Source organism: Corallococcus sp. AB038B (assembly GCF_003668955.1).
GTDB classification, from domain to species: Bacteria; Myxococcota; Myxococcia; order Myxococcales; family Myxococcaceae; genus Corallococcus; species Corallococcus exiguus.
The window spans coordinates 206,789-220,580 of sequence record NZ_RAWO01000001.1; the positions used below are offsets into that span (position 1 = coordinate 206,789).

General features: G+C 70.2%; 11 protein-coding genes. 7 read left to right on the forward strand and 4 right to left on the reverse strand.

Features of this window, described 5'->3' with window-relative positions; all coding sequences use genetic code 11:
• Positions 1–53 precede the first annotated feature (53 nt).
• From D7Y04_RS00980 to D7Y04_RS00990, 3 genes are all read right to left on the reverse strand, one after another.
• Positions 54–1,382: a DUF1552 domain-containing protein gene (locus tag D7Y04_RS00980; RefSeq protein ID WP_121758041.1), complete on the reverse strand. Its 1,329-nt coding sequence runs from the start codon at positions 1,380–1,382 to the stop codon at positions 54–56.
• Positions 1,379–3,046, reverse strand: a complete 1,668-nt coding sequence (locus tag D7Y04_RS00985; RefSeq protein ID WP_121759228.1) for a DUF1592 domain-containing protein — start codon at positions 3,044–3,046, stop codon at positions 1,379–1,381. The genes D7Y04_RS00980 and D7Y04_RS00985 overlap by 4 nt, the downstream gene beginning before the upstream one ends.
• 288 nt (positions 3,047–3,334) lie before the next feature.
• Positions 3,335–5,293, reverse strand: a complete 1,959-nt coding sequence (locus D7Y04_RS00990; protein ID WP_370457099.1) for a M3 family metallopeptidase — start codon at positions 5,291–5,293, stop codon at positions 3,335–3,337.
• Between the two features lie 354 nt (positions 5,294–5,647).
• On the opposite strand from D7Y04_RS00990, the gene D7Y04_RS00995 reads away from it, so the two are divergent.
• The 5 genes from D7Y04_RS00995 to D7Y04_RS01015 all read left to right on the forward strand — a co-directional run bounded on the left by D7Y04_RS00995 (position 5,648) and on the right by D7Y04_RS01015 (position 10,746).
• Complete coding sequence (locus tag D7Y04_RS00995) at positions 5,648–6,541, forward strand: hypothetical protein (protein WP_120597822.1); 894 nt, start codon at positions 5,648–5,650, stop codon at positions 6,539–6,541.
• Between the two features lie 7 nt (positions 6,542–6,548).
• A complete protein-coding gene (locus D7Y04_RS01000) occupies positions 6,549–6,941 on the forward strand; it encodes a hypothetical protein (protein ID WP_121758042.1) in 393 nt (130 codons plus the stop codon).
• Positions 6,942–6,953: 12 nt separating this feature from the next.
• Positions 6,954–7,484 carry a hypothetical protein gene (locus tag D7Y04_RS01005; protein ID WP_121758043.1) on the forward strand — a complete coding sequence of 177 codons (531 nt, stop codon included), beginning with the start codon at positions 6,954–6,956 and terminating at the stop codon, positions 7,482–7,484.
• A gap of 217 nt (positions 7,485–7,701) precedes the next feature.
• The gene (locus D7Y04_RS01010; protein WP_216672713.1) at positions 7,702–9,159 is read left to right on the forward strand and encodes a DHA2 family efflux MFS transporter permease subunit; all 1,458 of its coding nucleotides are present in this window, start codon (positions 7,702–7,704) and stop codon (positions 9,157–9,159) included.
• Positions 9,160–9,291: 132 nt separating this feature from the next.
• Positions 9,292–10,746 carry a sialidase family protein gene (locus D7Y04_RS01015; protein WP_121758044.1) on the forward strand — a complete coding sequence of 485 codons (1,455 nt, stop codon included), beginning with the start codon at positions 9,292–9,294 and terminating at the stop codon, positions 10,744–10,746.
• Positions 10,747–10,869: 123 nt separating this feature from the next.
• Here the strand turns inward: D7Y04_RS01015 and infC are convergent, their stop codons facing one another.
• Entirely contained in the window at positions 10,870–11,619 is a 750-nt protein-coding gene (gene infC, locus D7Y04_RS01020; RefSeq protein ID WP_120597829.1) for a translation initiation factor IF-3, read from the reverse strand.
• 303 nt (positions 11,620–11,922) lie between these two features.
• On the opposite strand from infC, the gene D7Y04_RS01025 reads away from it, so the two are divergent.
• A complete protein-coding gene (locus tag D7Y04_RS01025) occupies positions 11,923–13,080 on the forward strand; it encodes a trypsin-like serine protease (RefSeq protein ID WP_121759231.1) in 1,158 nt (385 codons plus the stop codon).
• A gap of 108 nt (positions 13,081–13,188) precedes the next feature.
• Entirely contained in the window at positions 13,189–13,791 is a 603-nt protein-coding gene (locus D7Y04_RS45380; protein ID WP_120597818.1) for a transglycosylase SLT domain-containing protein, read from the forward strand.
• The last annotated feature ends 1 nt before the right edge of the window (position 13,792 follow it).

Genomic DNA, 13,792 nt, shown 5'->3' on the forward strand with positions numbered 1-13,792 from the left:
AGGAGAACCGAACCGGGCAGGCTGCCCCCGAGGGGCCCGAGCCCCTTCCTGCCCTACGCCCCCAGGCCCGGGAGCGGCCCGGTGCCGTCGTCGCCGAAGGACGTCGCGGACACGCCGAACATGCCGAGCAGGGCGATGTAGAGGTTCGCCAGCGGCTGTCCTTCGTAGCGGATGTGCCGGCCCGGTGAGATGGCGCCGCCCGCGCGGCCCGCGAGCAGTATGGGCAGGTTCTTGTGCTCGTGCATGTTGCCGTCGGCAATCTCGCTGGAGAAGTACACGGCGCTGTGGTCCAGCAGCGTCCCGCCTTCCTCCAGCACGCCCTTCATGCGCTGGAGGAGGTACGAGAACTGCTCCACCTCCCACTTGTCGATTTTCGCCAGCGCGTCGTAGTTGGCCTGGACCCGCTGGTGGTGCGAGTACGTGTGGTGCTCGCCGGACAGCCCCAGGAACGAATACACGCGGGTGCTGCGCGCGTTGCCCAGCATGAAGGTGCACGTGCGGGTCAGGTCGCACTGGAACGCGAGCACGATGAGGTCCAGCATCGCCTTCGTCTTCTCGCGCACGTCGTCGCTGTCCGCGGGCATCACCGCGGCGCCGCACGTGGGGCCGGTGCCGTCCATCGCGTTCACGCGCAGCTCCAGCTCGCGCACGCCGGTGAAGTACTCGTCCAGCTTGTGCTTGTCCGTGGTGCCCAGCTTCCCCTGGAGCGATTTCGCGTCGTCGCGCACGGCGTCGATGATGCTCAAGCCGTACACCTTGCGCTTCGCCAGCTCCGCCTGCGTGACGTTCGGGTCGAAGTCCGCGAAGAGCCGCTCGAAGGCCGCGCGAGGCTTCGTCTCCTTGGGCACGGGCGTGGATGGTCCCGCCCACGCGATGTTGTTCGCGTACGGGCACGCGTAGCCGGAGTCGCAGTTGCCAATGCCCTTGCCCTGGTCGATGCCCAGCTCCAGCGACGGGTAGCGCGTGGCCTTGCCCAACGCGTTCGCCATCACCTGGTCCATGGAGATGCCGGTGCGGATGTTGGTGCCCTCTGTCTTGCGAGCCTTCACGCAGGACAGGAACGCGGATGTCGCGGCGGCGTGGTGGCCGTCGCCGTCCGGCCTGCCGGGCAGGTTGTCCAGGCCGCTCAGCACCAGCAGGTCCCCCTTCACCGGCGCCAGCGACGCGAGCGTGGGCGTGAGGGAGAAGTTCGCGCCCTCCCCACCGGGCGTCCACTTGGGCATGTGGATGCCGCAGGGCGTGTAGAAGGCCACGAAGCGGCGCGGTGCCGGCGTGGCGGCGCGGGCCGTGCGCGGGCGCATGACGTCCAGCAGCGGCAGCGCCATCAGCGCGCCCATGCCGCGCAGGAGCGTCCGGCGGGAGAGGGCAGGGGTGCGGCTCATGGCGTGTGTTCCTCCGACTCGCCACGCCGTTGCAGGAACGCGTCGCTGCGGACGATGGCGAGGATGTAGTCGGTGAGTCGGCCGCCCCGGATTTCGGCCTGCTGGGAGATGTCGCGCACGGTGCAGCGGTCCTGTTCTTCCGCGCCGCGCCCGAGCGCATAGGTGAGCAGGTGGCGCGTCATGCACGCGGACAGGTCCGGGTCCTGCTTCACCACCGCGCGCATCTCCGCCACGCCGTTGAACACCTTGCCGCCGGGCAGCTCACCGCTGGGGTCCACCACCGCGCCGCCTTCCTCCTTCGTGCGCCAGCGGCCCACCGGGTCGAAGTTCTCCATGCCGAAGCCCAGCGGATCCATCAGCGTGTGACAGCCCGCGCAGCCGGGGTTCGCGCGGTGCTCCGCCATGCGCGCCTTGATGTTGAGCGTGGGGTCCACCGCCGGGGCCAGTCCGCCCGCGTCGGGCGGTGGCGGTGGCGGTCCCTTGCACAACAGCTGCTCCAGCACCCAGACGCCGCGCTTCACCGGCGACGTGCGGTCCGGGTTGGCGGTGACGGTGAGCAGCGCGCCCTTGCCAAACAGGCCCGCGCGCTCCGGGTGGTCCTTCAGCTCCACGCGCGTCATCGCGGGGGTGCCGGGCTTGGGCAGTCCGTAGTGCGAAGCGAGCCGGTCATTCACGTAGGTGAAGGGCGCGTCCAGCAGGTCCTTGAGGCGGTGGTCCCCGGTGACGAACTCCTGGAAGACGAGCTGCATCTCCTGGCGCATGGCCTCGCGCAGCGGTTCGTCGAAGCCGTAGCGCGACTCCGGCTGGGAGAAGTCGAGCGCGCGTGTGTAGAGCCACTGGCCCGCGAAGTTGTCCACCAGCGCGTGGGCCTTGGGGTCCGCCAGCATGCGCCGCACCTGCGCCTCCAGCACCTCCGGCTCGTGCAGGTGGCCGCTCTCCGCCGCTTGCAGCAGCGCTTCATCCGGCATGCTGCTCCAGAGGAAGTAGGACAGGCGGCTCGCCAGCTCCAGGTCGCTCACGGCGTGCGGCACCGTGGACGTGGGGGCGGGGTCCAGCTCCACGCGGAAGAGGAAGTGCGGCGACACCAGCACCGCGCGCAGCGCCAGCTTCACGCCCACCTCCGGCGTCTCGCCCTGCTGCCGGGCCAACGAGACGAACGCGACCAGCCGCTCGACTTCTTCCGGCGTGACGGGTCGGCGCCAGGCGCGGCGCGCGAAGGGCTTGAGCAACTCGCGCGCGCACGCTTCCGGTTGGGCGGGGTCGAGCACGCACGCATTGAACGCACCTCGCGTCCACGCGGCCTCCACCAGCGCCTCCGCCGCGTGGGCGTACTTCTCCATCAACAGCGGGGACATGCTGAGCACGTCCGCGTTGTTGTCGAAGCCGAAGCCGTGGTCGTCCGGCGGGAAGCTGCTCGCGGGCGAGCCCGTGTCGCCCAAGAGGTCGCGCACGGTGTTGTTGTACTCAGCGCGGTTGAGGCGGTGCAGCGTGACACGGCCCGGGTCTCGCGCCGCCGAGCGGCACAGCGCGTCCTGCGGATCCACGGGTGCGTCCGGTCCTGGCAGTACCCGCGCCTTGGGAAGTGAATCGTTGCAGCCCGCGGCCAGCACCACCGCCACCGCCGCGAGGCCCACCTTCCACCATCTCCGACCGCAGGCCGTCACCGCGTGCACGCCTCCCCCGGGCCGCGAATGGGCCCCAGCGAGCGCGCTCCAAAGCAAGACGCTCACCAGCCGCGGCGTGACGACAGGCCGACGCCAGGCTCCGTCCCCGGGGTGGAGATGGGCACGCGTGAGGGCTCAAGTGGGGAAGGGGAGTTCCGCGACCGGGCAGGGCCCGGGGACCGGAAGGGCACCGCGCGCCGACTCCTGCCCTCGAGGGCGGGTCAGGCGGCGCGGCACTCCCGGAAGCGGGCTTGAAGGACGCGGCCCGCTTCCGGAGAAGCGACAGCGCTACTTCGTTTCCTTCGCGGTGCCCGTCGGCTTCGCGGAGCCGTCGAGGTACGCGCGGTAGGCCTCGAAGCCGTACGGCCGGCCGAGGAAGTCCTTCACCTGCTCCGCGGCGGGCTTGGAGCCGCCGGGCTCCAGCACCGTCTTGCGGTAGTGCATGGCCGTGTCGCGGTCCAGGTAGCCGTTCTCCTGGAACTTCGACTCCAGGTCCTTCGCGATGACGGAGGACCAGAGGTACGTGTAGTACGCGGCCGAGTACCCATCCAGGTGCCCGAAGGCGAGCTCGAAGTGGGTGCCGTCGCGGAACTCATGGCGGAAGGGCGACAGCTTCTTCTGCAGCTCGGAGAGCACCGCGGACGTGTCGAAGCCCGGCGCGCGCGAGTAGTACTGGAGGCTGACCGCGGACAGGAACAGCTGGCGGCGCGCGTACAGGCCCAGGCCGAACTCCTTCGACGCGCGCAGCTTCTCCACCAGCTCCGCGGGGATGGGCTCGTTGGACTCGTGGTGCTTGGCGAAGCTCTTGAGCACCTCCGGCTGCTCCGCCCACTGCTGCAGCAGCATGGACGGCGTCTCCACGAAGTCACGCTCCATGGAGATGCCGGAGATGGGCGTCCACTTCTGGTGGCCGGAGAAGATGGTGTGCATCAGGTGGCCGAACTCGTGGAAGAACGTGCCCACCTCGTCGTGCGTCATCAGGTCGCCGGGGCGCGGGAAGTTGCACACCAGCACGGCCTCCGGCAGCCGCTTGTCCAGCTCACCCGTGACGAGGTCGAACTGCGCCGCGTGCTTGTACTTGTCGTCGCGCGGGTGCATGTCCAGGTAGATGCGGCCCAGCGGCTTGCCGCCGTCCACGACGTCATACGCCTCCACGTCGGTGTGCCACGTCTTCGCGTCCTTCACCGGCTGGAAGGCCACCCCCCACAGGCTGGAGGTGATGCCCATCACGCCGTCCTTCACCCGCGCGTACTCCAGGTAGGGCCGCACCGCCTGCGAGTCGAACCCGAACTTCTCCGCGCGCAGCCGGTCCTCGTAGTAGTCCTGGTCCCAGGGCTCCACCACGGTGGCGCCCTTCACGTCCTTCTTCTTGCGCGCCAGCAGGTCCGCCATCTCCTTCTTCGCGCGAACCTCCGTGGCCTGCGCCAGCTGGTCGATGAAGTCCGCCGCCGCCTGCTGCGTGCGCGTCATGCGCGTTTCGGTCGTGAAGGCCGCGTAGGTGTTGTAGCCCAGCAGCGTGGCCAGCTCGTTGCGCTTCTCGATGAGCTGCGCGAGCACCGCCTGGTTCTTGGGGAACGCGCGCTGGCGGTAGGTGCGCCAGAGCTTCTCGCGCGCCTTCGCGTTCTTCGCGTACGTCATGAACGGGAAGTAGTCCGGGTAGTTGCTGGTGATGACCACCTTGCCGTCCGCGCCGGGCGCGTGCGCCTTCTTGTAGTCCTCCGGCAGCCCGTCCAGGTCCTTGGTCGTGAAGGCCACGCTGCGCGTGTCCTCCGCGATGTTCTGCCCGAACTGCTGGCCCAGCTTGAGGATCTCCTCGTTGAGCGTCTTCACCTTGGCGCGCGTGGACTCGTCCCGATCCACGCCCGCGCGGCGGAAGTCCAGGAGCGTGCGGTCCACCCAGTGGTGCGTGGCCGCGTCCTCCTTGGACAGGTCCACGAGCGACAGCGCGTCGTAGACGCCGCGGTCCTGCGACAGCGCCACGTTGGCCGCGTCCACCTGCTGCTCGCACTCGCGGGACGCGTCGCGCATGGCGGCGTCCGGGTGCACCTCATGCGTGAGGCTGGAGCGGTTGGCCGCGTTGAGGATGGCCGTCTGCGCTTCGTCGTATGCCTTGAGGACGCCCTGGCCGTTCGTCTTCGGATCCAGCTTCTTCAGCGCGGCCACCTGCGCCTGCGCGCGCTCCAGGTCCGCCTTGCACAGGGCCTTGAAGGCGTCCGGCGTTCCGGCCAGCGACTCCGAGCCCTTCATGGGCGCCAGCTGGGGCTTCGCCGTGTTGGTGGCGATGCGGGCCATGGCTTCACGGTTCTGCGTGATGCTGCCGTTGGAGCAACCCGTCGCGGCGAGCGCCGCCACCACGGTGAGCGCGGGGATTTTCAAGGGGACTTCCTCCACTAGGGGAACGACCTGCTTCGCGGGCCCGTCATGCCACATCCCCGCCCCTCCGCGCCCGTCCGCCGTGAACAGGCAGGCTGTCCTCCGGTACTGACTGGATGCTTGGAGGCCCCAGCTGACGCACCTCGCCTTGTTCCCCGTTCAGCCGCCCGGTAATCCGGCACTCGCCTCGAATTCTTGGAAGTTGTCCTGGCCGGAGGGTGAACACGGATGCGCAAGGCACTGGGTGGTGCGGTCGCGGCGTTGCTGTTGTGGGGCTGTGGTGGGGCGGGCACGGAAGCTCCGCCGGCGTCTCCGGAAGGGCTGTCGCTCCGCTCCGGGACAGGCCTGACCGAGGGCACCTGGGCGCATGACGGGCAGACGGTGTCCTTCGCCTCGCGCGAGGTGGAGCCCGGGGTGTACCGCCTGGAGGTGCGCATGCACGGCATGACGCTGACGGGGCTGATGGACCCGGCGTCGGGCGTGTCCACGCTGGATGGCTTCGCGGACACGAACGTGCAGGACACGCAGGTGGTGGACGCGGACCGCCAGGTGCTGAGCGCGTTCTACGGGGCGCTGAACCAGGGACTGCCGCAGGGTGACGCGGCGGCGCCGGAGGCCATGTACCTGCGCCGCGCGGTGGGCCTGTGGGCGCAGCAGCCCACGAGCGTCGCGCTCAAGCGCACGGTGATGGGCGAGCAGGGCCGCGGCTACACGATGCTGTGCAGCTACGCGAAGTGTGGCGGCAAGAACACGGGCAGTTGTGGCGGTACGTACAACTGGTACTCGTACGCGAAGCACGACTGCGACAAGGGCGGCTTCGACAACGCGCGCAACCAGCAGATTGCCCAACTGGGTGACCACACGTCGTGCAGCGGCGACGAGTACTACATGAACGGCAGCACCTGGGTGTGCGGCGAGCCGGACCACTGGTCGCGCCCCAAGGTGATGGGCAACTGCTTCGGCCGCTGCGGCGGCGGCTGCGGTGGCGACACTCAGTACACGCTGGACGCCACCAACCACGACGGCTGCGTGCGCAACGGCCACGTGCTGGCGAGCGCCTGGTGCAATGATCAGTTCGCGTCCGCGTCGGACGACGAGCTGTTCGCGCCCAACTGCTACTGAAGGCCGGATGGGACGACGCGAGGTGAGGCACGCGGTGGGGGCGGTGGGGCTGTGGCTCGCCGCGCTCGCCGTGCTCGGTTGTACGTCCACGACGTCCTCCAAGGCGGAGGCCGGGGAGGCGGCGGTGCGCCGCTTCTTCCAGGCCCTGCCGTCCGGGGACTGCTCGGTGCTGGGCCCCATGCTGGTGACGGGGCAGGGCGTGCCTCCGTGCGAGGAGACGGTGAAGGACCTGCGCGAGCACGGCATGGGCCTGGTGGACGTGCTCGACGCGAAGGTGGATGGCCGCGACCCGAACGCGGTGGTCGTGCGGGCGCGGGTGTCGCAGGGAGGAACGGAGCGCGCGGAGCCGTTCCTCTTCCGGGTGGAGCGCCAGGGTGACGGCTGGCGCCTTCGGTTGTAGGGGGAGTGGACGATGCGGAACCGTGAGCGGGTGATGCTGGGGAGCGTCGGCGTGCTGGTGGCCGCGCTCATCGCCGTGGCGCTGTGGCCGTCGCGCGACACCTCTTCTCCCGCCCCGCCGCCGGTGCCGAACGCGGGCCCCGGCTCGGTGACGGCGGCCCAGGTGTCTCCGAAGCGCGCGGTGCCGGTGCGGACGCCGGACCCCGCGCCGCCCCACGCCACGGTGGTCTCGCCCTCGCCCGGAGACGTGCCGCCGGAGCCGGAGGTGGCCAACGCGCCGCCGCAGCAGAACGACCCCATCGAAGAGGAGAAGCCACAGACGGCGCGCTGGAGGCTGGAGAAGACGGAGCACATCGCCACGCTGCTGGGGCGAGACGTGTCGCGGCTGGAAGGCGAACGGCAGGAGGCGAAGTCGCGCGGGGACAAGGCCCGCGTCGAACAGGTGGACGCGCTGCTCCAGCGTCACCGCGTCCGGTTGGACGAGCTGCGCGAAGAGGCCCGCACCCTGGCCGAAGCCGCGCGCAACGAGCCGTCGGAGCCCTGAAGGACGGGCGGGGCTCCCTGTCGGGGACGCTCCGCACGAAGCTGTCCGACAGTCGGACAGGTTTGGAGGAACCGGGTTGGGGTGCCTGCTCGGTCGCCCTCCAGCCGGAGCGCCGCGCCCGCTTCACGCGAGGGCCCCACCTCTTCGCGCTGGGAGTACGAGCGCTTCTGCCGGGCGTGGCCGCGCCTTCACACGGGCGTGACAGGCGCGGTGTGGCATGCGCATAGAAAAGGACGTGTCCGTCACCGCGACTGCCTCCACCGCGCCTCCCAGCACCCCGTCCACCCGAGGCTCCCGGCTGGCATCCATCGCGGTGGCCAGCGCACTGTTCATGGAGTTCCTGGACTCCACGGCGCTGTCCACCGCGCTGCCCACGCTGTCCGTGGCGTTCGGCACCGACCCCGTCCACCTCAAGCTCGCGCTGACGTCGTACATCCTGGCCCTGGCGGTGCTCGCGCCCGCGAGCGGGTGGATCGCCGACCGCTTCGGTCCGCGCCGCGTCTTCATGACCGCCATGGTCGTGTTCCTCGCGGGCTCCGTGCTGTGCGGCTTCTCCCAGACGCTCGCGCAGCTCGTCATCTTCCGCACGGTCCAGGGCCTGGGCGGCGCGTTGATGACGCCCGTGGGCCGGCTCATCGTCGTGAACTCGGCGCCGCGCGAGAAGCTGGTGTCCGCGATGAGCTGGTTCACCATGCCCGCGCTGATGGGGCCGCTCTTGGGCCCGCCGCTCGCGGGCCTCATCCTGGGCATCGCGGACTGGCCGTGGATCTTCTTCATCAACGTGCCGGTGGGCCTGTTGGGCATGTGGGCCGTGGCGCGCTTCGTACCCCCGTTGAAGCAGCCGGATCCCGGCCCCTTCGACACGAAGGGCTTCGCCATCGCCGTGGTCGCCATCACCGCGCTGATGGGCGCGGCGGAGACGGTGGGCATCGGCCTGGTGCCGTGGCCCGTGCAGGCGGGCATCACGCTGGTGGCGGTGGGGGCGCTGGTGGCCTACGTGCGGCACGCGCTGCGCACGCCGCGCCCGGTGCTCAACCTGCGCCTGTTCAAGGTGGACACCTTCCGCGCCAGCATGATGGGCGGCGCGCTGGTGCGCATCGGCCTGGGAGCGACGCCCTTCCTCCTTCCGCTGCTCTTCCAGGTGGCGCTGGGCTGGGGGCCGCTGGAAGCGGGGCTCGTCACCATCGGGACGGGGCTGGGCGCCTTCGCGTGCAAGCCGGTGGCGCCCGCGCTCATCCGCCGCGTGGGCTTCCGTCAGACGCTCATCGCCTCCAACCTGCTCACCGCCGCGGTGACGGCCGTGCCCGCCTTCTTCGGCGTCACCACGCCCATCCCGTTCATCATCGGCACGCTGGTGTTCAGCGGCTTCATGCGCTCCCTGCAGTTCACCGCCACCAACACGATGGCCTACGCGGACCTCCCCAAGGAGTTGGTGAGCAACGCCTCCACCGTCGCGGTGGTGACGCAGCAGATGGCGCTGAGCGTGGGCATCAGCTTCGGCGGCCTGATGCTGCACGTGGCGCGCGGCGGCGGTGACGTGCGCCTCACGCCGGACCGCTTCCTCCTGCCGTTCCTCGCCATCGGCTTCGTGTCGTCGCTGGCTGGGCCGCTCTTCCGCCGGCTGCGTCCGGACGCGGGCGAGCACATCGGCGGCAGGGCCGCGGCGCGCGGCTGAAGCGTCCAGCCCACGACACGGCCGCTGCCCCCTCGGAGGGCAGGCGGGCAGACGGAAACCCTTTTTCCCACCTTCTTTCGCCTCCCCCCGCCCACCAGTTTCCCGGCGGGGAATCCAACGGAAGGGGTGGGCATGGGTTGGGCGGCGGTCACAGGGCTCCTGCTGGCGGGCATGACGGCGGCGACACCGCCCTCGGCCATCCCGGTGCGGGGAGGCAACGCGCTGACGCTGCCCGCGCACCGGCACATCGTGCGTGTGTCCCGCAGCGAGGGCTCCGTGCTGCTCGCGGCCGTGCAGCAGGGCGGACAGGACGGGCACGGCCTGCGGATGTTCCGCAGCGACAACGGCGGCAGCACCTGGAAGCAGGAGGGCATCATCCACGACGGCTCCACCTACGACCGCGCGGACCTGGTGGTGGTGGGCAAGGACGTGGCGCTCGTCTACGCGGTGGAGACGCCGGACAGCGCGGGCATCAGCGGCTCCACGTCACGCGACGTGTACTTCCAGTGGTGGCGCTACAGCGCGTCCAAGAACCGCTGGCTCCCGGACACGCCCGTGCGCGTCTTCGACTCCACCAGCTCCAGCACCGCGTACTACCGCGCGGAGCTGGCGCGCGACTCCAAGGGCCGGCTCTGGGTGCAGGCCTTCTTCCGGGAGAAGGACGCGAGCAACACTCTGGTCGTCTCCGTGAGCAGTGACGGCGGCTCCACCTTCCGCACCCAGCCCGCGCTCGCGCACGACGTCCCGAAGCGCGGGGGCGGGCGGCTCATCAGCCTGGGCAGCCGGCTGATGATGCTGTGGAGCTCGCACGACGGGCGCGACACCACGCACTACCGCATCCGTGATGACAGTGCGTCCGTGTCCAGCTGGTCCTCCACGCGCACCGCCTTCTCCGACGGCATCTACCACGGCGCCGCGATGAGCGCGGTGGCGGACGGGAATGGCGGCCTGCACCTGGTCTACAAGGACAACTCCGAACGGCTGCTGTACCGCCGCTTCGACGGCAACGCCTTCGGCTCCGCGGTGAAGGTGCTGGAGGACGGGGACTGGGCCACGCAGCCGGCGCTCGTGCGCGCGGGCAGCAGCCTGTACGTCTTCTACAATCAGCCCCGGAGCGACGGCACGGGCTACCGGCTGTGGGTCCGCGCGTTGTCCTCCAGCGGCAAGCCGGGCGCGGGCAAGGAGCTCGCGTCGGTGTCAGGCTTCGCGGGCTACCCGGCGGCACCGGACGTGCTGTCCTCGGGCGTGCCGCTGGTGTGCTTCTTCGGCATCGAGCCGTCCTCCGGCTCCAGCTACCGGCTGTCCTTCTTCTCCACCAGCGCGTCGTCGCTCAAGTCCCAGACCGTGGCGACGAAGCAGGCCCCGGCGGATGAAGACGCGGACGGCGAGCGATTCACCGCCACCGGAGGCCCGTCTTCGTCCCCGCCGCCGCAGGATCCCGGCGTGCTGGCGAGCGCCATGACGAGCCCCTCCCAGCAGGCGATGGCCGCCGGGTGTGGTGGTGCCAGCGCGATGCTCGCGGTGGGCGTGACGTTCATCCTGATGGAGTGGGGCCGCCGCCGGCGCACCCGGGTCCTGCCCGGCTAGCGGGGCAGTCCGGCGTCACGGCCGCGAAAACGAACGCGGGCGGTCTCCCCGGGACGCATCCCAAGGGGCACCGCCCGTGTGCGCGTCTCCCGGTGAGGGGAGACGCGGGAAGCCTGCGGACGACTACGTCGTCGCGGGCGCGGCGTCCGGCGCTTCGTCCGTCGTGTCGTCGCCAGCGTCGCTGGCGCCGTCGGACTCGACCGGGGCCGTGGAGGCACCGTCCGCACCCGGAGCACCAGGCGCCTGGGGCTTCTTGCCGGTGCCAGGAGGCGGGGACTTGCGAGCGGCCGCAGCGGCCTGCCGCGCCTGCTCACGCGCCTTCTGCGCGACCTTCGGCGTGGGGGCCAGGATCATGTACATCTGCCGGCCTTCCATGCGCGGCAGCTGCTCCGCCACGGCCACGTCCTTCAGGTCCTTGATGACGTCATCGAGGATGGCGCTGCCCAACTCCTTGTGCGTGATTTCACGCCCGCGGAACTGGATGACGACCTTGGCCTTGTTGCCCTCTTCGATGAACCGGCGGGTGTTGCGCACCTTGAACTCGTAGTCGTGCTCCTCCGTCTTGGGACGGAGCTTCACTTCCTTGAGCTGGATGACCACCTGCGTGCGCTTCGCGTCCGAGGCCTTCTTCTTCTCCTCGTACTTGAACTTGCCGTAGTCCATGATCTTGCAGACCGGCGGCTTCGCCATCGGGCTGACTTCGACCAGGTCGAGCGACTCGGAGCGGGCCTTTTCAAGCGCCGCCTCGATGGTCATGACTCCGAGCTGCGAACCGTCGGAGCCCACGACACGGACTTCCCGCGCGCGGATGCGGCGGTTGGTTCTCTGGTCCCTGTTGGGACCCCGGCTGCTGTTTCTCTGTTCGCGAATGATGTGAACATCCTCCAAAAAGGGTTGCAGACCCACCACCCGTGAAGATGTGGCAGGCCACTCAATGTGGCAGTCCCCTCCGGCGGAGAAGGCAGGCAGACAAGCCTTCAGCCCCTCGGGGCAGGGAGACGTGCAACGGACTCTATCCGGTTCAGGTCCCCCAGGGGCAAGGTAACGCGGGGCACCCCCCATTCCCATGACCCCCTGTTGCCTATGATGCGCCCCATGGTGAAACGGTCCACCGCGTCCGCCCGGGATAGGACAGGATGCCCACCCCCCAGGGGGGTTGCGCTCGGGACCTGGCTGGTGCTCGCCTGCCTGCCCTCCTGTGGTCCGGTGGACCCCGAGCCCTCCGGACCCACCCGGAGCCTGGGCCTGGGGCTGGTCCAGGGGACGGATGCCCCTGGGGACCCGGCGGCGGTGGCGCTGGTGGCCCGGCGCACCCGCTGCGGAGGGGAGGCGCCGGTGCTCCTCTGCTCGGGCGCCCTCATTGCCCCGGACGTGGTGCTGACGGCGGCGCACTGCCTGGCCGTCTTCGGGGAGGCGGGCCCCTACGAGGTCTTCCTGGGCCCCACGCTGCTCCCGGAGCCCGGGCCCGGCGGGCGGTTTGTGCGGGTCACCCGGGCGGTGGCCCACCCGGAGTTCGTCCCGGCCACGCACACCTGGGACGCCGCCCTCCTGCGGCTGGCGGTGCCCGTGACGGACGTCCCGCCCTTCCGGCTCCCCCAGGCGGGGGACGCCCCGGTGGCGCCGGGAGACCCGGTGCGGGCGGTGGGCTACGGGGACACGAAGGACGCGGCCCAGCCTGCGGGCCAGCGGCGACAGGGCCTGCTCCAGGTGACGGGCGTCACCGGCAGCGCCTTCCAGGCCGGCCCCGCTCCGGCCATGACCTGCGTGGGGGACAGCGGAGGCCCGGTGTTGGGGGGCCCGGAGGGGAACGAGGTGCTCCTGGGTCTCACTGTCAGCGGTGACGTGGCCTGCCGGACGGAGGCGGTCCAGGTGCGGGTGGACGCACTGGAGGACTTCGTCCGCCCCTTCCTGGAGGAGGCCCCACCCCCCGCGCCCACGGAGACGCTCCCCCTGGACGCCCTCTGTGAGGAGGCCTGCGCGAGCGACGCGGACTGTCCCTCGGGCCTGCAATGCGTCACCGCCGGGGACGCCCCTGCCCGGTGCCTGCTGCCCGTGCTCCAGGCCGGGACCTACGGCGCGGCCTGTACGGAGGACGCCGCCTGCGGTGAGCAGGGCGTGTGCGCCCGGCTGGAGGTGAACGGCGACGACGCCTGCCGCTGCTTCACCCCCTGCGAGGCCACCGTCGACCCGTCGACACCGGACATGGACCGGCCCGACGTCAAATGCGGGTGCGGCAGCGGCCCCGGTGGCCTGGAGGCTACACTCGCCGTCCTGCTGGGGCTGTTCTGGCGACAGTCCCACCGCAGGATTCCAAGAGGTCGGTTCCGGGCGTGACTCTGCGTGAAAGCGCCTACAAAACCGCAAATGTAGGCGAAACTCCGCGAATCAATCTCCGAGAATCAGGCATACACGTTTTCGGCAATCGCGAAGGTCCTTCCCCCCATGGACTACAAGATCAAGTCTGGCGACACGCTGGGCGCGCTGGCCAAGCGCTTCAACACGGATGTGGATTCGCTGGTGAAGGCGAACCCGAACATCACGAACAAGGACCTCATCTACGCGGATGCGAAGCTCAACATCCCGGGCAGCAAGGATGAGTTCCAGGCGCAGGGCGTGTCCAAGGGGCCGGACCTGACGGGCGGCGCGCAGCAGACGCAGGGTGCGCAGCCGGTGGGTGACGTGCCCCCGGGCCAGGTGGGTGACTGGATCAAGCAGGCCATGGACATCCTCAAGGCCAACGGCGTCCCCACGGACAAGATGAACCCCCAGGACATCGCGAAGATCATCCAGCACGAGTCCAGCGGGAACCCGAACGCCATCAACAACTGGGACTCCAACGCCCAGAAGGGCACCCCGTCCATCGGCCTGATGCAGACCATCCAGCCGACGTTCGACGCGTACAAGCTCCCGGGCCACGACAACATCCGCAACCCGGTGGACAACATCATCGCGGGCGTCCGCTACTCCATCGAGCGCTACGGCTCCGTGTCCGACGTCCCCGGCATCAAGGGCCTGAGCAACGGCAGCGGCTACGTCGGTTACTGAC

Excerpts from the sequence above, each read along its gene's own strand:
- D7Y04_RS00980 (WP_121758041.1), bottom strand. The coding sequence starts at position 1,382 with ATGAGCCGCACCCCTGCCCTCTCCCGCCGGACGCTCCTGCGCGGCATG.
- D7Y04_RS00990 (WP_370457099.1), bottom strand. The coding sequence starts at position 5,293 with ATGAAGGGCTCGGAGTCGCTGGCCGGAACGCCGGACGCCTTCAAGGCC.
- D7Y04_RS00995 (WP_120597822.1), top strand. The coding sequence starts at position 5,648 with ATGCGCAAGGCACTGGGTGGTGCGGTCGCGGCGTTGCTGTTGTGGGGC.
- D7Y04_RS01000 (WP_121758042.1), top strand. The coding sequence starts at position 6,549 with ATGGGACGACGCGAGGTGAGGCACGCGGTGGGGGCGGTGGGGCTGTGG.
- D7Y04_RS01005 (WP_121758043.1), top strand. The coding sequence starts at position 6,954 with ATGCGGAACCGTGAGCGGGTGATGCTGGGGAGCGTCGGCGTGCTGGTG.
- D7Y04_RS01010 (WP_216672713.1), top strand. The coding sequence starts at position 7,702 with ATGCGCATAGAAAAGGACGTGTCCGTCACCGCGACTGCCTCCACCGCG.
- D7Y04_RS01015 (WP_121758044.1), top strand. The coding sequence starts at position 9,292 with ATGGGTTGGGCGGCGGTCACAGGGCTCCTGCTGGCGGGCATGACGGCG.
- D7Y04_RS45380 (WP_120597818.1), top strand. The coding sequence starts at position 13,189 with ATGGACTACAAGATCAAGTCTGGCGACACGCTGGGCGCGCTGGCCAAG.